Raw genomic sequence first — 20,857 nt, forward strand, 5'->3', positions numbered from 1 at the left:
TTACTCCTTTTCGATCTGCGCCGGCTTCAGGGTGCGCAGCACCCAGATCAGCAGGCCGATGATGAAGAACGCGCTCGGCGCCAGCAGGAACAGGCCGTTCGGCTGGAACCAGCCGCCGTTCTGCACCGTTTCCAGCACCGGGACGCCGAACAGCTTGCCGGAGCCAATCAGCTCGCGCAGGAAACCGACCAGCACCAGGATCACCCCGTAGCCCAGCCCGTTGCCGATGCCGTCCATAAAGCTCTCGATCGGCGGCGACTTCATGGCGTAAGCCTCGGCGCGCCCCATCACGATACAGTTGGTGATGATGAGGCCTACGAACACCGACAGCTGCTTGGAGATCTCGAACGCGTAGGCGCGCAGCAGCTGATCGACCACGATCACCAGCGAGGCGATGATCGCCATCTGCACGATAATGCGCACGCTGTTGGGAATATGGTGACGGATCAGCGAGATGAAGAAGCTGGAGAACGCCGTGACCAGCGTCACCGCAATGGTCATCACCACCGCCGTCTCCAGCTTGGTGGTCACCGCCAACGCAGAACAGACGCCCAACACCTGCAGGGCGATCGGGTTATTGTCGAACAGCGGCCCCAGCAGGACCCGCTTTATCTCTTTGGAATCAGCCATTTTTCAGCGCTCCTTCACGAACTTTTTTCAGGAACGGGCCGAAGCCGTGCTCGCCCAACCAGAAATCAAACGTATGCTGCACGCCGTTGGAGGTCAGCGTGGCGCCGGACAGGCCGTCCACCCCATGCACATCCCCCTGACGCGCGCCGCCTTTCACCACGCGGATCGCCGGCTGGCCGTTGTCGTCGAACAGCTGTTTGCCGACCCACTGCTGCCGCCAGGACGGGTTCTCGACCTCGCCGCCCAGCCCCGGGGTTTCCCCCTGGTCGTAGTAGGTGATGCCCTTGACCGTGTTGCCGTCGTTATCCAGCGCCACGAAGGCGTACATCATCGACCACAGACCGGTGCCGTATACCGGCAGCACAATCTTGTTCACCTGGCCGCTTTCGTCGCGCACCAGGTAGATTTCCGCCTGGTTGCTGCGGCGCTTGATGCCGGCCGGATCGTCGCCCGCCGCCAGCGCCACGCTTTTGGCGTCGTCGCGCAGCGCGGCGCCCAGATCGAACGCCGCCGCCTTGCCGGCGACAAACTCGCCGCTGTTCAGATCCACCAGGCGCGGTTCGATGCGCTCGCTGTACAGGCGCTTGACCTGCTCGCTCTCCATTTTCGGCTGCAACAGGCCGGCTACGTCGAGAATATTGCGCTGCTTGTCGAGCAGCTTTTGCTCCTGCTGTTTGGACTTCAGGCCGACGGCGGAGCCCGCCACCACCACTGAACACACCAGACACAGCAGCAGCACTACCAGCAGCGTTTTACCGATGCCGTCGTTTTTCGCTTCATTCGCCACGGGCTTTTCTCCGCTTGATGTTGGCCTGCACCACCAGATAATCGAACAGCGGTGCGAACAGGTTGGCGAACAGGATCGCCAGCATCATGCCTTCCGGATAGGCGGGGTTGACCACCCGGATCAGCACGCACATCACGCCGATCAGAATGCCGTACCACCATTTCCCCTTGTTGGTGAAGGAGGCGGAAACCGGGTCGGTCGCCATAAAGATCATGCCGAAGGCAAAACCGCCCAGCACCAGATGCCAGTACCACGGCATGGCGAACATCGGGTTGGTATCGGAACCGATGGCGTTGAACAACAGGGCGGAAGCCACCATGCCGAGCATCACGCCGGCGACGATGCGCCAGGAAGCCACGCGGCCGAACAGGATAATCGCCCCGCCGATCAGGATCATCAGCGTGGAGACTTCACCGACGGAGCCGGGAATGTTGCCGAGGAAGGCGTCCATCCAGCTGATGGACTGGCCGGTGGCCACGTTGCTCAGGCTGTGCGCCCCGCCTGCGCTCCACTGCGCCAGCGGCGTCGCGCCGGAGAAACCGTCCGCGGAAGTCCACACCAGATCGCCGGAGATCTGCGCCGGGTAGGCGAAGAACAGGAAGGCGCGGCCGGCCAACGCCGGGTTGAGGAAGTTGCGCCCGGTGCCGCCGAAGATCTCTTTGGCCACCACCACGCCGAAGGTGATGCCCAGCGCGGCCTGCCACAGCGGCAGGGTCGGCGGCACGATCAGCGCGAACAGGATAGAGGTGACGAAGAAGCCTTCGTTGACCTCATGCTTGCGGATAATGGCGAACAGCACTTCCCAGAAGCCGCCGACGACAAACACCACGGCGTAGATCGGCAGGAAGTAACAGGCGCCCAGCACCATCTTGCTGACCCAGCCGGCGTCGGCCGCCAGAGAGGCGCCGAGCCACTGCGCCAGGCGATAATGCCAGTCGCCCGCCAGCACCTGTTGCAGCTCGTCGCCGCTGTACAGATGGTGCAGCGCCGGGATCGCCTGTTGGCCGACGTTGTACATGCCCCAGAACATCGCCGGGAACACCGCCAGCCACACCAGGATCATCATGCGTTTCAAATCGATGGCGTCGCGCACGTGCGAAGCGCCGCGCGTCACCGTGCCGGGGGTGTAAAACACCGTGGTAGTCGCTTCATACAGCGGGTACCACTTTTCCAGTTTGCCGCCCGGCGTGAAGTGATGCTCTATCTTCTCAAAATAATTCTTCAGGCCCATCGGTTATCCTTCCTGCTCAATCTTGGTCAGCACCTCGCGCAGCACCGGCGCGTACTCATACTTGCCGGGGCAAACGAAGGTGCACAGCGCCAGATCTTCCTCGTCCAGCTCCAGACAGCCCAGCGCCTGCGCGCTGTCGCTGTCGCCCGCCAGCAGATCGCGCAGCAGCAGCGTCGGCAAAATATCCAGCGGCATCACCCGCTCGTAGTTGCCGATCGGCACCATGGCGCGTTCGCCGCCGTTAGTGGTGGTCGAGAAGGCGAACAGTTTGTTCTTCAGGAAGTGGCCCAGCGTGGTGCGGGTAATGGAGAACTTGTTCGGCGAAGGCACGATCCAACCGAACAGCTCTTTGTCGCGCCCTTCTTCCAGCACCGACACCTGCGAGTGGAAGCGGCCGAGCCAGGCGTTCGGCCCGGTGGCGTGCATGCCGTTCAGCACCGAACCTGAGATCACCCGATTCTCGCCGTTTTTCAGGCGGCCGGCGGTCAGCTCATCGAGGCTGGCCCCCAGGCGGGTGCGCAGCAGCGCCGGCTGCGCCACCTGCGGCCCGGCCAGCGCCACGACCCGGCGGGTATCGAGCTGACCGGTGGTGAACAGCGTGCCGATGGCGATGACGTCCTGATAGCCGATGTGCCAAACGGTTTTCTTCAGGCTGACCGGTTCGAGGAAGTGAATGTGGGTGCCCACCAGCCCGGCGGGATGCGGGCCGGCGAATTCGCTGTAGGCGATCTGCGGGCCGCTCTGCTGGCCAACGGAGGCGCCGGCGGCGTGGCATACGTGCACCTTGCCCGCCGTCAGGCGCGCCAACACCACCAGCCCGGCGTTGAACGCCGCCTGCTGCTCGGCGATGATCACCTGCGGATCGGCGGCCAACGGCCGGGTATCCATCGCGGTGACGAAAATGGCGCGCGGTTCGCTGCCGGGGCTCGGCGTTTTGCTGAACGGGCGGGTGCGCAGCGCGGTCCACAGGCCGCTGGCGATCAGTTCGCTCTCGACCTGTTCGCGTGGCAACTGGGCCAGTTCACCCAGCGGGTAATGCGCAAACTCGAGCTGGTCATCGCCGCCGTTTTCCAGCGCAATCACCACCGATTGCAATACGCGCCGCTCGCCGCGGTTAATCGCGGCGATGCGGCCGCTGGCGGGAGCCGTGAAGAAAACCCCGGGGTTTTTCTTATCTTCGAACAACGCCTGGCCTTTCTTAACGGTATCGCCTTCCTGCACCAGCATGGAGGGACGCATTCCGACATACTCTTCCCCAAGCAGGGCAACATGCTGAATGTTCGGGCCGTCTTGGATCGCCTGAACCGGGGCTCCGGCTATCGGCAGATCTAACCCTTTTCTGATCTTAATCATAGGATTTATACGATGTAGTTTGGTTTACACGTCTGCCCGGCCCCAGAGGCGGGTGCTGACGATGCCAGGATTGCCGGGCAGTGCGCATGGCGGCACGCCCAACATGAACTTTCTCGCAGTGAAAAACTGGGGTAACGCGCATTCCCTTGATTCCCCCTTTCCGTTGTTAGCGCGACGGTCGATATGTTAACGGCCTGTAGCCAAATAACCATCAAAATGGCCGGGTTATATGCCATAACTCCTGCCGCTTCAATCGCCACAGCGCGTTAAATTGAAGGGGGAATATTAACATTGTTCGCAACATTGTTCTGCGTTCCGTCGTGACTTGGGTCAAGCAAACGCAATTAAATTTCGCCTGTTTTTCACTACTTATCGTTAAAATCTGCCGGTCATTTCACTTTTATCGAGCTTTGTCGTTTTTTTATACATATCACGTATTGCTAAAAATAAACGCGCTGGTAATCTGGCGGTGTTTTGCAGCAGTAAAAACAATATCAGTGGCATGCCGACCAACGTCATTGCGCCGGCAAATAAATATAAGCAGGAATAATAATGAGCAAAATCGCGCTGTTGTTTGCGATGCTTGTTTCTATGCCGATGATCACGGCCTGCAGCGCCAGCGAGCAGGTACCCGAAGCGCCGGTAGTTAAACAGCAATTATTGGGTTCGCCGGTCTATATTCAGATCTTCAAAGAGGAACGCAAGCTGGAATTGTATGCCAAAATGGGCAATGAATTCCGCCTGGTCAACACGTTCCCGATCTGTAATTTCTCCGGCGGGCTGGGTCCTAAACGCCGTGAAGGCGACTTTAAAAGTCCGGAAGGCTTTTATAGCGTTGACGCGCGCCATCTGAAACCCGACAGCAAGTATTATCGGGCGATCAATATCGGTTTCCCTAATGATTACGATAAATCGCAGGGCTATTCCGGCGCTTATCTGATGATCCACGGCGAATGTAAATCGATTGGCTGTTACGCGATGACCAACACCTATATGGACGAGATCTATCGCTACGTCGAAGCCGCCTTCGCCTATGGCCAAAGCCGCGTCAACATCAGCATTTACCCGTTCCGCATGACCGAGCAAAACCTCAAGCGCCATGCGTCATCCAGCTATATCGCCTTCTGGCGCCAGCTGAAGCCGGGCTACGATTACTTCGCGAAGAACCACCAGCCGCCGACAATGGGCGTGGTCAATGGCCAGTACGTCTTGGGTCAACCGCTGATGAGCAGCGGCGGCATGATGACGCAGTACGCGTCAGCCAGCCCGACGCCCAACACCAATCCCTTCGCTCAGAACAAGCCGCTCACCGAAGTGAAATAACGCGAACTCGCCTGGCTCAATCTTGTGCCAGGTTTCGTTGGCGGTCAGCGGTTGGGTGGCGATCACCGTGACCACATCGTTCGGTGTGGTCTGCTGCTGAAAATCGATTTCCACGTCCTGATCGAGCAGCGTCGCCTTGCCGAACGGCGCGCGGCGCGTGATCCAATACAGGTTGGTGGAACAATAGGCCATCACGAAGCGCCCGTCCGACAACAGCATGTTGAACACCCCCTTCTTGCGCAGCTGGCTCGCCAACAGGCCGATATAGCGGAAAACCGCCGGCCATTGGCTCGGGGTGCGCGGGTATTTCAGCGCCAGCTGATGCAGCAGCCAGCAGAACGCGTATTCGCTGTCGGTCTGGCCGACCGGGCGAAACGTGCCGGTATCCAGCTGACGATAGCCTTTCAATTGGCCGTTGTGCGCGTAGGTCCAGTTGCGGCCCCACAGTTCGCGGGTGAACGGGTGGGTGTTTTCCAGCGCCACTTCGCCGCGATTGGCCTGGCGAATATGGGACACCACCGCGCAGGACTTGATCGGATAGTCCTGCACCAGGCGGGCGATCGGCGAGTTGAAGCTCGGCTGCGGATCCTTGAATGTGCGGCAGCCGTTCCCTTCATAGAAGGTAATGCCCCAGCCATCCTTATGCGGCCCGGTGCGGCCGCCGCGCTGTACCAGGCCGGTAAAGCTGAAGCAGATATCGGTCGGTACGTTTGCGCTCATCCCGAGCAGTTCACACATCGCCAGCACTCCTTAACCACACTGACACAGGCTGTGCGGGCGCAGCATGCGGCGCCCGCCGTCTTATTCATGGGGAGCCGCAGCTCCCCGCAGGCTATCAAGCCTTAACCATCTCTTTTTCGATCAGCTGAATCAAGATGTGAATCGCTTTAATGTGGATTTCCTGAATGCGGTCGGCGTAGCCGAAGTGCGGCACGCGAATTTCCACATCGGCGGAGCCCGCCATCTTGCCACCGTCCTTGCCGGTCAGGGTGATCACTTTCATCCCCTTGGCGCGCGCCGCGTCGATGGCCTTGATGATGTTGCCGGAGTTGCCGGAGGTGGAAATGCCCAGCAGCACGTCGCCTTCACGGCCTACCGCTTCCACATAGCGAGAGAACACGTACTCATAGCCGAAGTCGTTGCTGACGCAGGACAGGTGACTCACGTCCGAGATGGCAATCGCCGGGTAGCCCGGGCGGTTTTCACGGTAGCGGCCGGTCAGCTCTTCGGCGAAGTGCATCGCGTCGCAATGGGATCCGCCGTTGCCGCAGGAAATCACTTTACCGCCGGCTTTGAAGGAATCCGCCAGCAGCACCGCGGCGCGTTGGATGGCGTCGATGTTGGCGTCGTCATTGATAAATTTCGCCAGGGTATCAGCCGCTTCGTTCAGTTCACTGCGAATAAGGTCGTGGTACATGAGGAACCTCTTGTTATCGTCAAATCTTCCGCTCCGCAGTGTACCGGATCGCGGAAACAGCGAGAAGCATTCTCAGCCAAACAGCGCGCCGGTTAAGGAAGCGGAGAGGTTTTTGATGATTGGTGCTGTCAGTTTGTGACCTGAGTTGTAATTAAACTGTAAACGCATTGATAAAAATTCTGCCTTGTACTAAAACCTATTACATACACACAACAGGTCAGACCTCTTACTACTTCGGAGCTTCTTATGATGGTTCTTAGTATCGTCGTTTTCTTGGCTCTCCTCGGCGTGGTGTTCTACCACCGAGTGAACCTTACCCTCAGCAGCCTGATCCTGGTGGCGTACACCGCCGCCATGGGTGCGATCGGCCTGTGGAGCTTCTGGCTGTTGCTGCCGCTGGCTATCGTGCTGCTGCCGCTGAACCTTTCCTCTGTGCGCCGTTCCCTGCTCTCCGCGCCGGCGCTGCGCGCCTTCCGCAAGGTGATGCCGCCGATGTCCACCACCGAGAAGGAAGCGATCGACGCCGGCACCACCTGGTGGGAAGGCGATCTGTTCCGCGGCGCGCCGGACTGGAACAAGCTGCACAGCTACCCGAAACCGCGCCTGACGGAAGAAGAGCAGGCGTTTATCGACGGCCCGGTGGAAGAAGCCTGCCGCATGGCCAACGACTTCCAGATCACCCACGAACTGGCCGATCTGCCGCCTGAACTCTGGGCATACCTGAAAGAACACCGTTTCTTCGCGATGATCATCAAGAAAGAGTACGGCGGTCTGGAATTCTCTCCTTATGCTCAGGCGATGGTGCTGCAAAAACTGGCCGGCGTTTCCGGCATCCTGGCGATCACCGTCGGCGTGCCGAACTCCCTCGGCCCGGGCGAACTGCTGCAGCACTACGGTACCGAAGAACAGAAAAACCACTATCTGCCGGGCCTGGCGCGCGGCGACGAGATCCCTTGCTTCGCGCTGACCAGCCCGGAAGCGGGTTCCGATGCCGGCGCCATTCCGGACGTGGGCACCGTGTGCATGGGCGAATGGCAAGGCAAGCAGGTGCTGGGCATGCGCCTGACCTGGAACAAGCGCTACATCACGCTGGCGCCGGTCGCCACCGTACTGGGCCTGGCGTTCAAACTGCATGACCCGAACCGCCTGCTGAGCGACAACGAATCCCCGGGCATCACCTGCGCGCTGATCCCGACCAGCACGCCGGGCGTGGAAATCGGCAACCGCCACTTCCCGCTGAACGTGCCGTTCCAGAACGGCCCGACCCGCGGCACCGACGTGTTCGTCCCGATCGATTACATTATCGGCGGCCCGAAAATGGCCGGCCAGGGCTGGCGGATGCTGGTTGAGTGTCTGTCGGTAGGTCGCGGTATCACCCTGCCGTCCAACTCTACCGGCAGCCTGAAATCCATCGCCCTGGCGACCGGCGCCTACGCGCACATTCGCCGTCAGTTCAAGATCTCCATCGGCAAGATGGAAGGCATCGAAGAGCCGTTGGCGCGCATCGCCGGCAACACCTATGTGATGGACGCCGCCGCTTCGCTGATCACCTATGCGCTGGTGCAGGGCGAGAAGCCGGCCGTGCTGTCGGCCATCGTCAAATACCACTGTACGCACCGCGGCCAGCAGTCGATCGTTGACGCCATGGACATCGCCGGCGGTAAAGGCATCATGCTGGGCGAATCCAACTTCCTGGCTCGCGCCTATCAGGGCGCACCGATCGCCATCACGGTGGAAGGCGCGAACATCCTGACCCGCACCATGATGATCTTCGGCCAGGGCGCGATCCGCTGCCATCCTTATGTGCTGGATGAAATGGCGGCGGCGCAGAGCAACGATCTGAACGCCTTCGATAAATCGCTGTTCGGCCATCTGGGCCACGTCGGCAGCAACAAGGTACGCAGCTTCTGGCTGGGCCTGACCAACGGCCGCACCAGCGCCACGCCGACCAAGGACGCGACCCGTCGTTACTATCAGCAGTTGAACCGCCTGAGCGCCAACCTGGCGTTGCTGTCGGACGTTTCCATGGGCGTGCTGGGCGGCAGCCTGAAGCGCCGCGAGCGCATCTCCGCTCGCCTGGGGGACATCCTCAGCCAGATGTATTTGGCTTCCGCCGTGCTGAAACGCTTTGACGACGAAGGCCGTCAGAAAGAAGATCTGCCGCTGGTGCATTGGGGCGTGCAAGACAGCCTGCATAAAGCCGAACAGGCGCTGGATGACCTGCTGCGCAACTTCCCGAACCGCTTTATCGCCGGCGCGCTGCGCTTCGTGGTCTTCCCGTTTGGCCGCGTGCATACCGCACCGTCCGACCGTCTGGATCACCAGTTGGCCAAGATCCTGCAGGTGCCTTCCGCCACCCGCAGCCGTCTGGGGCGCGGTCAGTACCTGACGCCGAGCGAGCATAACCCAATCGGCCTGCTGGAAGCGGCGCTGGCCGACGTGATGGCCGCCGAGCCGATTCACGAGCGTCTGTGCAAGGCGGCCGGCAAAAATCTGCCGTTCACCCGCCTGGATCGTTTGGCGGAGCGCGCGCTGGAAGAAGGCAAGATCAGCGCCGATGAAGCGAGAATTCTGGTGAAAGCCGAAGAGAGCCGCCTGCGCTCCATCAACGTGGACGACTTTGCGCCGGATGCGCTGGCGGCCGCCAAGCCGGAAAAGCCGGCGGCGCAGTCTAAGCGCCAACAGCAGACCGAAGCGGCTTAGCGCCAATTCGAACTTCACGCATCCAAGGGGCGATCATCATCGCCCCTTTTTCTTTTGCTTTCATGACAAACTGCGCACCGCGCCGCAGGTTGGCGCAGCGGCGGATTTCACGGGAAGGAAGTTCGAGTAGACTGCGCAGCGGGTGCTCTGGATCTTTCTGTCCGGAGCCTTGGCAAAGGAGAGAAAGAGAAAGGCCCCGAGTCGATATTATCAACCCGAGGCCACTCTGATGCCCAACAACATCAGGTTAGCCTCTTACCCGCCGCAAGGCAAGGATAGGGAGGTCAAAAATGCAGCAAAAACGGGTCGTACTTAAGCTGGTGATCGTCTGTATGACGCTGATCGCGTTCATCTGGCTAACCCGCGGTTCGCTGTGCGAACTGCGCATCAGGCTGGGAGACTCGGAGGTTGCGGCCACTTTGGCTTACGAATCCGAACGGTAAGGCAACCCAACGGCGGGGTTCGCCCCGCCCGTTGGCTGATGGTGTCAGGCAAGATCCACGAGCACCCGCCTTTTCAGCCCTGCTGACGAATGCGCGCCAACAGCGCGTCAATATGCTCGATCTGCGGCGCATTGACGATCAGCGTGCGCCCCAATCCCAGCGCATGGCGCTGACAGTCGAGGCGCATATCGGCGTCGGCGATGCTGTCCAGATCGGCGACGTGCGCCAGGCCGATGGTGCGCCGAATCAGTTCGGTGCCGCAGTACCCGACCGCATCGGTCCAGACCTGTTGCAGGAACAGCTCGGCGTAACCCGGCGTCGCCAGCGCCGCATCCCGGCTTTGCTGATGGCACAACGCCAAAAAGCGATCGGCGAAGATCAGCCACAGCTCGCGCACATCCTGCAGGCGCTGCTCGCGCCCGGCGGCGGCGTCGCGCGGCCCGAACAGCCCCGGCAGCCCGCAATAGTTGAGCAGCAGGTTGCCTAACGCAGTACCGATATCGAAACCGATCGGGCCGTAGAAGCCGAATTCGGCGTCGATCGCTTTCAACCGGCCTTCCGCCACGAAGATCGAACCGCTGTGAATATCGCCGTGCAACAGCGCCTCCGCCTTGCTGAGGAAGCGATGTTTCAGGCCGGCGACCGCCAACTTCAGCGGCGCATCCTCGCGCAGCGCCTGCACCTGCGGCAACAGCGCCACCTCGAACTGATTGCGCTCATGGTCGGTATAGGGATCGGTAAAGAACAGGTCTTCGGTGATCTGGCACAGTTCGGGGTTAGTGAAACGTCTGACCTCCGCCTTCTTCTGCTGCGCCGACTGATAAAAATCGGAGGTGTGGAACAGCGTCTGCGCCAGGTATTCCGCCAACTGCCCGGCCGCCAGCGGGTGATAGTTGCCCTGCACCAGCTCACTGCGCCAGATGCGATGATCGGAGAGATCTTCCTGCACCATCACCGCCAATTCGGGATCGTGATGCAAGACTTTTACCGTATGCCGCGGGCAGAAACCGCCGTGAACCCGCAGCGTTTCCGCTTCGATGCGCGCCCGATCCAGCGTCAGCGGCCAGGATTCGCCCACGCAGCGCACGTAGGGCAGCGCCTGTTTGACGATCACCCGGCTCACGCCTTCGCGATCGCGGATCTTGAACACCAGGTTCAGGTTGCCGTCACCGATCTCGTCGGCGCTCACCAGCGCCTGCGGATCGGCCACCTGCCCGTATTGGCGGGCATATTCAACGGCATCGGCAGCCGTAAACGTACGATAAAGCGACATTCCCCAACCCCTCTGTTCTCTCTCACTGACCCCAGCGATTCTGTTTATTTAGACGTAAAAGCATTTGGACGTCTATACATCTGGAAGTCATGTTGGCAGAATAGCGTTTCAGATGCAATAACCACGCAACAAGGAATTAACCGCCGATGCAAGCGCTTAACACCACCAGCTTGACCCTGCAGGACAACCGCCTTTGGATCCTCGATCAGCAAGCCCTGCCGCAGGAAAAGCGGTGGCGCGCCTGCGACAGCGTGGAGGAACTGGTCGGGCACATTCACAGCCTGCGGGTGCGCGGCGCGCCGCTGATCGGGCTGTCCGCCAGCCTGCTGCTGGCGCTGCTGGCGGAACGCGGTCTGCCGCGCGCCGAGCTGGAACAGGCGCTGCACACGCTGCGCGCCGCCCGCCCGACGGCGGTCAACCTGATGAATAATCTGGATCGCATGAAGCTGGCGCTGGCGGAGCCTGACTGGGCGCCGGCGATGGTGAACGAAGCGCTGCGGTTGGTGGAAGAAGATCGCCGATTGTGCGATCGCATCGCCGATCACGGCGCTGGGCTGGTCAAGCCCGGCAGCCGCCTGCTGACCCACTGCAATACCGGCGGATTGGCCACCGCCGGCGTCGGCACCGCCATCGGCGTGCTGCTGCGCGCCCACCGGCAGGGCAAAGTGCAACAGGTATGGGTCGATGAAACCCGGCCGCTGCTGCAGGGCGGCCGTCTGACCGCCTGGGAATTGGGCGAGCTGGGCATTCCCTATCGCCTGATCTGCGATTCGATGGCCGCCAGCCTGATGGCGCAGGGCCAGGTCGATGCGGTATGGGTCGGCGCGGATCGCATCGCCGCCAACGGCGACGTCGCCAACAAGATTGGCACCTACAGCTTGGCGGTGCTGGCGCACTATCACGGCATCCCGTTCTACGTGGCCGCCCCGCACACCACCCACGATCCGCACTGCCCGGACGGCGCAGCCATCCCGATCGAGCAGCGCGCGGCGGCCGAAGTCACCGGCGTTTCAGGTAGCTTCGGCGCCTGCCAGTGGGCGCCGAACGATGCGCCGGTCTACAATCCGGCGTTCGACGTCACGCCGGCGAAGCTCATCAGCGGATGGATATTCGACAGCGGCGTGATTACGCCGCAGCAGGTTGAAGCGGGGATTTTCCAGCGGGCGTTGGGTTAACGCCCGCCCATCGGCACTCAGTCCAAACGCGGATAAGCATCGGCGATCTTGTCGCCGGTGAAATGCGCCACCCAGCCTTCCGGGTTGTCGAACACCCGGATCGCGGTGAAATGCGGGGCCGATCCCATATCGAACCAGTGCCGGATGTTGGCCGGCACCGAGATCAGATCGTTCTTTTCGCACAGGATCTGGAAGATCTTGCCGTCCAGATGCAGGCAAAACAGCCCTGCGCCTTCGACGAAAAAGCGTACTTCATCTTCGCCGTGCGTATGTTCGGACAGGAATTTTTCACGCAGCGCCTGGCGCTGTTCATGGTCCGGCCGCATGCTGATCACGTCCCAGCTCTGGTAACCCTTTTCCGCCACCAGCCGGTCGATCTCATGCTGGTAGGCCGCGATCACCGCCTCCGGCTGCGGATTGTCGCCCAGCTCGCGATCCGCCTGCCAGCGCTCAAAGCGCACGCCGATCTGCGCCAACTGCCGCTGGATCTCCTGCGCATCACGGCTCTGCCACAGCGGTTGCTGCGGCGCTGTATCGCTGAAAATGGTCAATCCACTCATGAGACGAACTCCCCTAAATCGATGCGATCAAAACGGTTAACCTGCGGATGTCGGCTCTGCACGTCCGCCTCATCGCGGATCAGCTGGCAGGTATGCCAGCCGGCGGCCTGCGCCGCATCCAGCTCCTGGCGGATGTCGGACAAAAACAGCAGCTCGTCGGGCGCGATGCCGATAGCCTGCGCGATGTTGCGGTACGACGCGGTTTCACGCTTGGCGCCGACGTGCGTATCGAAATAGCCACTGAACAGCGGCTGCAGATCGCCCGCGTCGCTGTGGCCGAACAGCAGCTTCTGCGCCTCCACCGAACCGGAGGAATAGACGTAGAGCTTCACCCCTTGCCGCTGCCAGGCGGCCAACTGCCCGGCGACTTCCGGATACAGATGCCCGCGGAAATCACCCTCGCGGTAGCCGCTGCGCCAGATGATGCCCTGCAGCGCCTTGAGTGCGGTGGATTTGCGGTCTTCATCCATAAAGCGGTACAGCGCGGCGATCAGCACGTCGAGATCGGCCTGCGGTTGGCCAATTTCAGCGCGCAGCGCCGCCAGCGGAGCGGCGACTTCGCTCTCAGCGGCATGGCGGCGCACAAAATCCGCCAGCCGTTCGCGGGCGTAAGGAAACAGTACCTGATGCACGAAGCGAATATCGCTGGTGGTGCCTTCAATATCAGTCACGATGGCGCGGATCATTTCGCCTCCAGTAAGCGGCGTTGCAGTTCACACTGGAACAAGAATTCCAGCCCTTCAAGATGGCGGCGAGCTTCCGCCACCTGGCTTCCCCAGCAATACAGACCGTGGCCGCGTACCAGAAAGCCGTATTGCAGCGGCGTGGCCTCGGCATAGACCGCCACGCGCGCCGCCAGCCGAGGGATATCCTGATCGTTGTCGAAAATGGGGATCGCCACGCTGTCCAGGTGGCTGCGCTGGCCGGCCAGCGACTTCTGCATTTCGTACCCCTGCAGCACCAGCGCATCGCCGCGTTCCACCCGCGACAGGACGGTAGCGTTGACGGAATGGGTATGCAGCACCGCGCCGATATGCGCAGACAGGCGATAGAGCAGCGTATGCAGCCCAGTCTCCGCCGACGGCGTGCGGCCGCTCGGCACATGATTGTCGGCAATATCCACCCGCAGAAAATCGGCGGCGCTCAGGCTGCCCTTGTCTTTGCCGGACTCGGTGACCAGGCACTGACGTTCGTCCAGGCGCAGCGACATGTTGCCGCCGGTCGCCGGGCACCAGCCTTTGTCGCCAATCCAGTGGCAGGCCGCCAGCAATGCGGTAAGTTGCGGATTCTCCGTCATTATTATCGTTTCCCGTTCGGTAAGGCGGCCGGCAGATGAGGCTTGGCCTGCCGCGTGGCGGGCTAAGCACTTTTTCGCATTTAGCCATCTAAGCGTCTTGATTGCCAAATACTAGCATCGTGTTATATTGACGGCAATATAAGCGCCAGGAGTATTCACCCGCTATGAGCACTTCCGCATTGATTCCCGAAAGCAAACTGCCCTCGCTGGGCACCACCATCTTTACCCAGATGAGCGCGCTGGCGCAGCAGCACCAGGCGATCAACCTGTCGCAGGGCTTCCCCGATTTCGACGGCCCGGACTACCTGAAAGAACGCTTGGCCTGGCACGTCGCCCAGGGCGCCAACCAATATGCGCCGATGACCGGCGTGGCGCCGCTGCGCGAAGCCATCGCCGACAAAACCGCCGAGCTGTATGGCTGGCAGCCGGACGCCGGCAGCGAAGTGACCGTCACCGCCGGCGCCACCGAAGCGCTGTTCGCCGCCATCAGCGCGCTGGTGCGCCCCGGCGACGAGGTGGTCTGTTTCGATCCCAGCTACGACAGCTATGCGCCGGCGGTGACGTTGGCCGGCGGCATACTCAAACGCATTGCCCTGCAGCCGCCCGCGTTTGCCGTGGATTGGCCAGCGTTCGCCGCCGCGCTGTCGCCGCGCACCCGCCTGGTGATCGTCAACACGCCGCACAACCCGTCCGCCACCGCCTGGCAGGCGGAAGACATGCAGCAGCTGTGGCACGCTATCGCCGAACGCGAAATCTACGTGCTCAGCGACGAGGTTTACGAACACATCTGCTTCGCCAAAGGCGGGCACGCCAGCGTGCTGGCCCACCCGCAGCTGCGCCAGCGCGCGATCGCGGTGTCCTCTTTCGGTAAAACCTTCCACATGACCGGTTGGAAAGTGGGCTATTGCGTGGCACCCGCCGCGCTGAGCGCCGAGGTGCGCAAAGTGCATCAATACCTGACCTTTTCGGTCAATACCCCGGCCCAGCTGGCGCTGGCGGATAGCCTGCGCGCCGAGCCGGAGCACTGGCGACAGCTGCCGGCGTTCTATCGCGCCAAACGCGACCGCTTTGTGCAGGCGCTGGCGAGCAGCCGACTGGAAATTTTACCCTGCGCGGGTACATACTTCTTGCTGGCGGACTACGGCGCCATCTCCGATCTGGACGATGTGGCGTTCTGCCATTGGTTAACCGAGCACGTGGGCGTGGCGGCCATTCCGCTGTCGGTCTTCTGTGCCGATCCTTTCCCCCATAAATTGATCCGGCTGTGCTTCGCTAAACAGGACGCCACGCTGGATGCAGCTGCGGAGCGGTTATGTCGACTTTAAAAATTACCCTGTTGCAGCAACCTTTGGTCTGGCGCGACGGCCTCGCCAATCTGGCCGCCTTCGACGCGTTGCTGGCGCCGATCGTCGGCCGCGATCTCATCGTCTTGCCGGAGATGTTCACCACCGGCTTCGCCATGGATGCCGGCGAGAGCGCCCTGCCCGAACAGCAGGTGATCGACTGGCTGCACGGTTGGGCGGTGAAAAGCCACGCGTTAATCGGCGGCAGCGTGGCGCTGAAAACCGACGAGGGCGCGGTCAACCGTTTCCTGCTGGTGGAGCCGGGTGGCCAGGTGCATGCCTATGACAAACGCCACCTGTTCCGCATGGCCGGCGAACACCTGCACTACCGGGCCGGCAACCGGCGTGAAATCTTCGAATGGCGCGGCTGGCGCATCCTGCCGCAGATCTGCTACGACCTGCGTTTCCCGGTTTGGGCGCGCTATCAGCAGGATTACGATCTGGCGCTATACGTCGCCAACTGGCCGGCGCCGCGCAGTCACCATTGGCAAACGCTGCTGGCGGCGCGGGCGATTGAAAACCAGGTGTATGTGGCGGGCTGCAACCGGGTGGGCGACGATCCCAACGGCCTGAGCTACAGCGGCGACAGCCTGATCATCAGCCCTCAGGGCGAGATCCTGGCGGATGCGGAGCCAGGCGCGGCCACGCGGCTGGACGCCGAGCTGTCGCTGGAAACCCTGCAGAGTTACCGCAGCGCCTTCCCGGCCTGGCGCGACGCCGACAGCTTTCTGCGTTTAGACTGACTCCCCCTTTTCCCAGCCGGCGATCGTCAGGCAATAGGCCTGGATCGCCAGCGCCACGTCCGCCTGCCGCACCGCTTCGGCCGGATGATGGCTGACGCCGCCGGCGCAACGCACGAACAGCATGCCGACCGGCCAGTGCGCCGCCACGGCGATGGCGTCGTGCCCGGCGCCGCTCGGCAGCGCCAGGCTCCGCCCCTGTACCTGCTCGACGGCCGCCTGCCAGCATTGCTGCAGCTCGCTATCGCAGGCGGTGGCGTCAATGCGGTAAAACTCCTCGCTGGCGAAGCGCACGCCGCGGCGCGCGCAGATCGCCTGCGCCTGCGCCAGCAACGCCGTCAACAGCGCCGCCAGTTGTGCATCCTGCGGGCCGCGCACGTCGAGCGTCAATCGCACTTCGCCGGGGATCACGTTGACCGCGCCCGGCAGGCATTCAATACACCCCACGGTGGCCACCAAATGCGGATCGGCGGCGCGGGTCAGAGTTTCGACCGCCGTTATCCATTCCGCCGCGGCCGCCAACGCGTCTTTGCGCTGCACCATAGGCACCGTGCCGGCGTGGCCCGCTTCACCGCTGAAAGTGCAGGTAAGCCGGCGCGCGCCATTGATCGCCGTCACCACGCCCAGCGCCAGGTCGGCTGCCTCCAGGCACGGCCCCTGTTCGATATGCAATTCGAGATAGGCGCGAATTTCGTTTGGCGCGCGACGCGCCTGTGCGATCGCCGCCGGATCCAGCCCAAAGTCGCGCATGGCCTGCGCGATGCTCACCCCGTCGGCATCCGTCTGCGCCAGCCACTCCTGCGGCCATTGGCCGGTCAGCCCGCGGCTGCCGAGCAGCGTGACGCCAAAGCGCGCGCCCTCTTCGTCGGCAAAACCGATCACCTCCAGCGCCAGCGGCAAACGGCGCCCCTGGCGGTAATAGTGCGTCACCGTTTCCAGCGCCGTGAGCACGCCGAGCATGCCGTCATAGCGCCCGGCATTGCGCACCGTGTCCAGATGCGAACCGAGCAGCAGCGCAGGGGCAGCGGGCGTGAGCCCTTCATAACGGCCGCAGATATTACCGACGCTGTCCTGCCAAACCTGCATGCCACTCTCGCGCATCCATTCACCCACCAGAGCGTTGGCGCGCCGATGTTCCGCAGACAGATAAAGACGCGTCAATTTACCGGGCTCCGCGCTGATCGCCGCCAGCTCGTCACAGCGCGCCATCACCCGTGCGGCAGCCTGCTGCGCCTCCAGCGGCGTCATCCACGCTTGCCTGCGTCATAAACGTTCCAGGCGGCCTGCAACGCCTCGCCCTGCTTGCTGGCGAAGTCGAGACGGTTCAACACCGCCTCCAGCGCCGCCAGGGTTTGCAGCACGCAATCCTTGCGCGCGTTGTAGCCCATGGTGCCGATGCGCCAGATCTTGCCCTGCAGCGGGCCGAACGAGGTGCCGATTTCGATGCCAAAGTCGTTCAGCATCATCTGCCGCACCTGTTCGCCGTGCACCTGCGGCGGGATCATCACGCCGAGCACGTTATTCATGCGGTGTTCGAGATCGCCGAACACCGCCAGCCCCATGCCCCGGATGCCCGCCAGCATCGCCGCGCCATGCAGCCGGTGGCGGGCGATGGCCTGATCCAGCCCTTCTTCAAGGATCACCCGCGCACATTCGCGCGCTGCGAACAGCATGCTGGTGGCTTCGGTATGGTGATTCAGGCGTTCCGGTCCCCAATAATCCATGATCATGCCGATGTCGAAATAGTTGGAGTAAATCATCTCGTCGTCGCCGTCGGCATGCTCGGCGGTGCGGATCCCCGCCTCCACGCATTTACGGCGGCGCACCGCCTCTTCAAACTGCGGGCTGAGGGTGACCGGCGAACTGCCGGAGGGGCCGCCCAGGCACTTCTGCAGCCCGGCGGAGACCGCATCCAGTCCCCAGGCATCGGTCTCCAGCGGATTGCCGCCGAAGGAAGCCGTCGCATCGGTGTAGAACAACACGCCGTGGCGGCGGCAGATATCGCCCAGCTCATCCAGCGGCTGCAGCATGGTGGTGGAGGTGTCGCCCTGCACCGTCAGCAGCAGGCGCGGGCGCACTCGCTTAATCGCGTCTTCGATGCGATCGGCGCTGAACACCTCGCCCCACGGCGCCTCAATCGTGTGCACCTCGGCGCGGCAGCGGCGGGCAATCTCGCACAGCAGATGCCCGAAACGGCCGAAGACCGGCACCAGCACCTTATCGCCCGGCCGAATGGCGGAAACCAGCAGCGCCTCGATACCGGCGCGCGAGGTGCCGTCCACCAGCATCGTCCAGCGGTTTTCGGTGCGGAACAGCGCACGATACAGCGCCATAACCTGATTCATGTAACCGGTCATCGCCGGATCGTACTGGCCGATCAGCTGGCTCGACATGGCGCGCAGCACGCGCGGATCGGCGTTGATCGGCCCCGGCCCCATCAGCAGGCGTGCCGGCGGGTTAATCTGATCGAATTGCGAGATATCCAACATGTTCATTCCCTGTCAGCTTAGTAAGTTATTGAGTTATGCCGTCAGCGTCGACATGACGTTTGTTTGCTGCCCAACAGCCTACTCCCGATAGGGATTCAGTTGAAACAAAAGATTCTTATAATCAATTAATGAAACCAAAGTAACACAATGAGGTGACCGATCCGCCTTAAACGGCGGAAGGTGCAGGAAGGGAAATGACCTGCCGCACTTAACGCAGCTCCAGTTCGTCCAGCGCCTGGAACAGTTCGGCGACGTGATGAATGCGCTGCCGCCCCTGCGCCAGCTGCTCATGCAGCAACGCATTGCTGAGCAGGCTGGCCAGGCTCATGGCGGCGGCATAGCTGTCGAACGCCGACACGCTGTCGAGCGGCACGGTCAAGTGCCAGTTGGCCAGTGGGAACAACGCCTGCGCCTGCGGTTCGCAGATCAGCAGCGTCGGCACCCCGCGGCTTTGCAACAGCGCCAGCAGCGCCTTTATCTGGCGCGGCCGGCGACGGAACGCCACCACCACCGCCATGTCCTGCGGCGTCAGCCCCGCCAGATCTTCCGCCAGCGTTTGCCCCGGCTGCGGCGCCAGCAGCACCTGCTCCCGCACCTGCATCAGCTGCTGGCGCAGGTGCATCGCCACCGGATAGCTGTTGCGCAGCCCCAGCAGCATCACGCTTCGCGCCTGCGCCAGTGCGGCGATCGCCGCGCTGAACTGTACCGCATCGATCTGCTTTACCCAGCGGGTGAGGTTGGCCATTTCCTGCTTACAGTGCCGCGCCAATAGCGTATCGCCCTGCACCGCATCGCGGCTGTCGGCCAGCGGCATGCCGCTTTGGCGCAGGGTGCGCAGCTCATCGCGCATGGCGCGGTAGTTGGGGTAGCCCAGCCGTTTGAACAAGCGGCTGACCGTGGCTTTGGAAACGCCGCTCAGACGCGCCAGCTCGGCGCTGTTGTAACCGATCAAATCGTCATAGTGATCGAAGATGAAGTCGGCCACCCGCTGCTCCTGCGGCGTCAGCTGTGGGTAGTCGCGGCGCAGGCGTTCGTCGAACCGTTGCATTATCGTTCTCGCTGTAACCTTCGTTTCAGCGGAACATAACACGGTCGAACTACCCGCTGGCAAGCGATTATTCGTTGAGGGGGAATAGCAGCGGCATGCCCTGCTCCAGCGTTAATGCCGAAAAAGGGCCGCGCGTTCAGCACCAATAGGCCATGAAGTTGACGGTAGCGCGATCCAGATCGCGTTCGCCGATCAGATAACGCCGCAGCGTTTTCACCGTGGAAGACTCGGCCGCCACCCAGGCATAAAAAGCGTTACCGCCGGCCGCCCGCTCCCACAGCACCTCATCGCTCAGGCTGCTTTCCGCCAGGGACTGCGCCTGCGCACACGCCGACGCGGGGATATCGACCCGCTGGCGCACCGCCTCCACCAGCAGCGTACCGTGCGCCAACTGGCGGCCCACGTCGCGCGGCAGCCAGTAAACCTCGGCGAACGGGAAACGGGCCAAATCCAGGCAATCCCCCGCCACCGGCACTTCGAAGAACGCCTGCACCCGCGGCGGATTGGCCTGCTGCGCCAACTGCTCCAGAATGCCCATCGCCGCCGGCACCGCCGTCTCATCGGCGATCAATAGCGCCTGCTGCAACTGCGCCGGCGGCGCCCATTCGTAGCCGCCGCTGTCGCCGCCGAACTCGCCGTTGGGCGCGACCGTCTGAATGGCGTCACCCGGCTCGGCGTGGGTCGCCCAAGCGGAAGCCGGGCCGTTCACACCATGCAGCACGAATTCGACGTCCATCTGATTCTGCTCACGGCGCAGCGCACGCAGCGTATAGGTGCGCATCACCGGCCGTTGTTCTTTGGGGATCGCCATGTAATCGCCGTACCAATCCGGGCCGTTGGCCAACTGCGGGCTCTGGCCGTCCGCCGCCGGGAACAACAGTTTGATGCGCTGATCCGGCGCTTCAAGCTTCATCCGATGAATATCCGCACCTTCAAACACGCAGCGCACCAGCGAAGGTGAAATCAGCGTTTTGCTTTTCAGGGTGATATCAAAAATTCTGTAGCTGGCGGACATGTTCTCGATTCTCCGGCAACGCTGTCGCTT

Annotated in this window: 20 protein-coding genes; 6 read left to right on the forward strand and 14 right to left on the reverse strand. The window is 62.3% G+C overall.

Annotated features, from left to right (window positions below):
* The 4 genes from ACSBQQ_RS14275 to ACSBQQ_RS14290 are packed head-to-tail and all read right to left on the reverse strand — an operon-like array spanning position 1 to position 4,001.
* Positions 1-630 (reverse strand): NADH:ubiquinone reductase (Na(+)-transporting) subunit D, encoded by a 630-nt coding sequence (locus tag ACSBQQ_RS14275; RefSeq protein WP_033653338.1) that lies wholly within the window; start codon positions 628-630, stop codon positions 1-3.
* Positions 623-1,417 carry a Na(+)-translocating NADH-quinone reductase subunit C gene (locus ACSBQQ_RS14280; protein WP_015376731.1) on the reverse strand — a complete coding sequence of 265 codons (795 nt, stop codon included), beginning with the start codon at positions 1,415-1,417 and terminating at the stop codon, positions 623-625. The genes ACSBQQ_RS14275 and ACSBQQ_RS14280 overlap by 8 nt, the downstream gene beginning before the upstream one ends.
* Entirely contained in the window at positions 1,407-2,648 is a 1,242-nt protein-coding gene (locus ACSBQQ_RS14285; protein ID WP_033637208.1) for an NADH:ubiquinone reductase (Na(+)-transporting) subunit B, read from the reverse strand. The genes ACSBQQ_RS14280 and ACSBQQ_RS14285 overlap by 11 nt, the downstream gene beginning before the upstream one ends.
* A gap of 3 nt (positions 2,649-2,651) precedes the next feature.
* On the reverse strand, positions 2,652-4,001 hold the full coding sequence (locus tag ACSBQQ_RS14290; protein ID WP_039567060.1) for a Na(+)-translocating NADH-quinone reductase subunit A: 1,350 nt from the start codon (positions 3,999-4,001) through the stop codon (positions 2,652-2,654).
* 552 nt (positions 4,002-4,553) lie between these two features.
* Between ACSBQQ_RS14290 and dpaA the strand changes: the two genes are divergently transcribed.
* Complete coding sequence (dpaA, locus tag ACSBQQ_RS14295) at positions 4,554-5,324, forward strand: peptidoglycan meso-diaminopimelic acid protein amidase (RefSeq protein WP_033637205.1); 771 nt, start codon at positions 4,554-4,556, stop codon at positions 5,322-5,324.
* Here dpaA and ACSBQQ_RS14300 read toward each other — a convergent pair.
* Complete coding sequence (locus tag ACSBQQ_RS14300) at positions 5,259-6,062, reverse strand: class II glutamine amidotransferase (RefSeq protein WP_019454310.1); 804 nt, start codon at positions 6,060-6,062, stop codon at positions 5,259-5,261. The two genes, dpaA and ACSBQQ_RS14300, sit on opposite strands and share 66 nt — an antisense overlap.
* A 97-nt stretch (positions 6,063-6,159) precedes the next feature.
* On the reverse strand, positions 6,160-6,741 hold the full coding sequence (gene lpcA, locus ACSBQQ_RS14305) for a D-sedoheptulose 7-phosphate isomerase (protein WP_004930220.1): 582 nt from the start codon (positions 6,739-6,741) through the stop codon (positions 6,160-6,162).
* A gap of 246 nt (positions 6,742-6,987) precedes the next feature.
* Here lpcA and fadE point away from each other — a divergent pair, with 246 nt between their 5' ends.
* Positions 6,988-9,444, forward strand: a complete 2,457-nt coding sequence (gene fadE, locus ACSBQQ_RS14310) for an acyl-CoA dehydrogenase FadE (protein WP_033649924.1) — start codon at positions 6,988-6,990, stop codon at positions 9,442-9,444.
* Between the two features lie 290 nt (positions 9,445-9,734).
* A complete protein-coding gene (locus tag ACSBQQ_RS14315) occupies positions 9,735-9,887 on the forward strand; it encodes a Hok/Gef family protein (protein ID WP_004930217.1) in 153 nt (50 codons plus the stop codon).
* A 73-nt stretch (positions 9,888-9,960) separates the two neighbouring features.
* Here the strand turns inward: ACSBQQ_RS14315 and mtnK are convergent, their stop codons facing one another.
* Positions 9,961-11,160, reverse strand: a complete 1,200-nt coding sequence (gene mtnK / locus ACSBQQ_RS14320) for an S-methyl-5-thioribose kinase (protein ID WP_033649922.1) — start codon at positions 11,158-11,160, stop codon at positions 9,961-9,963.
* Between the two features lie 146 nt (positions 11,161-11,306).
* On the opposite strand from mtnK, the gene mtnA reads away from it, so the two are divergent.
* A complete protein-coding gene (mtnA, locus tag ACSBQQ_RS14325; protein ID WP_033649921.1) occupies positions 11,307-12,335 on the forward strand; it encodes an S-methyl-5-thioribose-1-phosphate isomerase in 1,029 nt (342 codons plus the stop codon).
* A 17-nt stretch (positions 12,336-12,352) separates the two neighbouring features.
* Here mtnA and ACSBQQ_RS14330 read toward each other — a convergent pair whose 3' ends face one another.
* The 3 genes from ACSBQQ_RS14330 to ACSBQQ_RS14340 are packed head-to-tail and all read right to left on the reverse strand — an operon-like array spanning position 12,353 to position 14,192.
* A complete protein-coding gene (locus ACSBQQ_RS14330; protein WP_033649920.1) occupies positions 12,353-12,895 on the reverse strand; it encodes a 1,2-dihydroxy-3-keto-5-methylthiopentene dioxygenase in 543 nt (180 codons plus the stop codon).
* Positions 12,892-13,581, reverse strand: coding sequence for an acireductone synthase (gene mtnC, locus ACSBQQ_RS14335; protein WP_033653343.1), 690 nt, complete (start codon positions 13,579-13,581; stop codon positions 12,892-12,894). The genes ACSBQQ_RS14330 and mtnC overlap by 4 nt, the downstream gene beginning before the upstream one ends.
* Entirely contained in the window at positions 13,578-14,192 is a 615-nt protein-coding gene (locus ACSBQQ_RS14340) for a methylthioribulose 1-phosphate dehydratase (RefSeq protein ID WP_060426275.1), read from the reverse strand. The genes mtnC and ACSBQQ_RS14340 overlap by 4 nt, the downstream gene beginning before the upstream one ends.
* Positions 14,193-14,356: 164 nt before the next feature.
* On the opposite strand from ACSBQQ_RS14340, the gene ACSBQQ_RS14345 reads away from it, so the two are divergent.
* Positions 14,357-15,517: a pyridoxal phosphate-dependent aminotransferase gene (locus ACSBQQ_RS14345; protein ID WP_039567062.1), complete on the forward strand. Its 1,161-nt coding sequence runs from the start codon at positions 14,357-14,359 to the stop codon at positions 15,515-15,517.
* On the forward strand, positions 15,505-16,278 hold the full coding sequence (locus tag ACSBQQ_RS14350) for an amidohydrolase (RefSeq protein ID WP_039567063.1): 774 nt from the start codon (positions 15,505-15,507) through the stop codon (positions 16,276-16,278). Before ACSBQQ_RS14345 ends, ACSBQQ_RS14350 begins: the two co-directional genes overlap by 13 nt.
* Here the strand turns inward: ACSBQQ_RS14350 and hpxK are convergent.
* From hpxK to ACSBQQ_RS14370, 4 genes are all read right to left on the reverse strand, one after another.
* Positions 16,270-17,523, reverse strand: coding sequence for an allantoate amidohydrolase (gene hpxK / locus ACSBQQ_RS14355; protein WP_039567064.1), 1,254 nt, complete (start codon positions 17,521-17,523; stop codon positions 16,270-16,272). The genes ACSBQQ_RS14350 and hpxK overlap by 9 nt on opposite strands.
* A complete protein-coding gene (locus ACSBQQ_RS14360) occupies positions 17,520-18,764 on the reverse strand; it encodes a pyridoxal-phosphate-dependent aminotransferase family protein (protein ID WP_060429241.1) in 1,245 nt (414 codons plus the stop codon). The genes hpxK and ACSBQQ_RS14360 overlap by 4 nt, the downstream gene beginning before the upstream one ends.
* Positions 18,765-18,972: 208 nt before the next feature.
* Complete coding sequence (locus ACSBQQ_RS14365) at positions 18,973-19,812, reverse strand: MurR/RpiR family transcriptional regulator (protein WP_039567065.1); 840 nt, start codon at positions 19,810-19,812, stop codon at positions 18,973-18,975.
* 136 nt (positions 19,813-19,948) lie between these two features.
* Positions 19,949-20,827, reverse strand: a complete 879-nt coding sequence (locus tag ACSBQQ_RS14370; RefSeq protein WP_041033385.1) for a siderophore-interacting protein — start codon at positions 20,825-20,827, stop codon at positions 19,949-19,951.
* Between the last annotated feature and the right edge of the window lie 30 nt (positions 20,828-20,857).

This window comes from Serratia sp. G204Y (assembly GCF_051172435.1).
GTDB lineage: Bacteria > Pseudomonadota > Gammaproteobacteria > Enterobacterales > Enterobacteriaceae > Serratia > Serratia sarumanii.

What these genes read in the sequence shown, in the direction of transcription:
- ACSBQQ_RS14330 (WP_033649920.1), bottom strand. Translation starts at nt 12,895, where the DNA reads ATGAGTGGATTGACCATTTTCAGCGATACAGCGCCGCAGCAACCGCTG.
- ACSBQQ_RS14350 (WP_039567063.1), top strand. Translation starts at nt 15,505, where the DNA reads ATGTCGACTTTAAAAATTACCCTGTTGCAGCAACCTTTGGTCTGGCGC.
- lpcA (WP_004930220.1), bottom strand. Translation starts at nt 6,741, where the DNA reads ATGTACCACGACCTTATTCGCAGTGAACTGAACGAAGCGGCTGATACC.
- ACSBQQ_RS14340 (WP_060426275.1), bottom strand. Translation starts at nt 14,192, where the DNA reads ATGACGGAGAATCCGCAACTTACCGCATTGCTGGCGGCCTGCCACTGG.
- mtnC (WP_033653343.1), bottom strand. Translation starts at nt 13,581, where the DNA reads ATGATCCGCGCCATCGTGACTGATATTGAAGGCACCACCAGCGATATT.
- mtnK (WP_033649922.1), bottom strand. Translation starts at nt 11,160, where the DNA reads ATGTCGCTTTATCGTACGTTTACGGCTGCCGATGCCGTTGAATATGCC.
- ACSBQQ_RS14285 (WP_033637208.1), bottom strand. Translation starts at nt 2,648, where the DNA reads ATGGGCCTGAAGAATTATTTTGAGAAGATAGAGCATCACTTCACGCCG.
- ACSBQQ_RS14365 (WP_039567065.1), bottom strand. Translation starts at nt 19,812, where the DNA reads ATGCAACGGTTCGACGAACGCCTGCGCCGCGACTACCCACAGCTGACG.
- mtnA (WP_033649921.1), top strand. Translation starts at nt 11,307, where the DNA reads ATGCAAGCGCTTAACACCACCAGCTTGACCCTGCAGGACAACCGCCTT.
- ACSBQQ_RS14300 (WP_019454310.1), bottom strand. Translation starts at nt 6,062, where the DNA reads ATGTGTGAACTGCTCGGGATGAGCGCAAACGTACCGACCGATATCTGC.
- ACSBQQ_RS14315 (WP_004930217.1), top strand. Translation starts at nt 9,735, where the DNA reads ATGCAGCAAAAACGGGTCGTACTTAAGCTGGTGATCGTCTGTATGACG.
- dpaA (WP_033637205.1), top strand. Translation starts at nt 4,554, where the DNA reads ATGAGCAAAATCGCGCTGTTGTTTGCGATGCTTGTTTCTATGCCGATG.
- ACSBQQ_RS14360 (WP_060429241.1), bottom strand. Translation starts at nt 18,764, where the DNA reads ATGTTGGATATCTCGCAATTCGATCAGATTAACCCGCCGGCACGCCTG.
- fadE (WP_033649924.1), top strand. Translation starts at nt 6,988, where the DNA reads ATGATGGTTCTTAGTATCGTCGTTTTCTTGGCTCTCCTCGGCGTGGTG.
- hpxK (WP_039567064.1), bottom strand. Translation starts at nt 17,523, where the DNA reads ATGACGCCGCTGGAGGCGCAGCAGGCTGCCGCACGGGTGATGGCGCGC.
- ACSBQQ_RS14275 (WP_033653338.1), bottom strand. Translation starts at nt 630, where the DNA reads ATGGCTGATTCCAAAGAGATAAAGCGGGTCCTGCTGGGGCCGCTGTTC.
- ACSBQQ_RS14290 (WP_039567060.1), bottom strand. Translation starts at nt 4,001, where the DNA reads ATGATTAAGATCAGAAAAGGGTTAGATCTGCCGATAGCCGGAGCCCCG.
- ACSBQQ_RS14345 (WP_039567062.1), top strand. Translation starts at nt 14,357, where the DNA reads ATGAGCACTTCCGCATTGATTCCCGAAAGCAAACTGCCCTCGCTGGGC.
- ACSBQQ_RS14370 (WP_041033385.1), bottom strand. Translation starts at nt 20,827, where the DNA reads ATGTCCGCCAGCTACAGAATTTTTGATATCACCCTGAAAAGCAAAACG.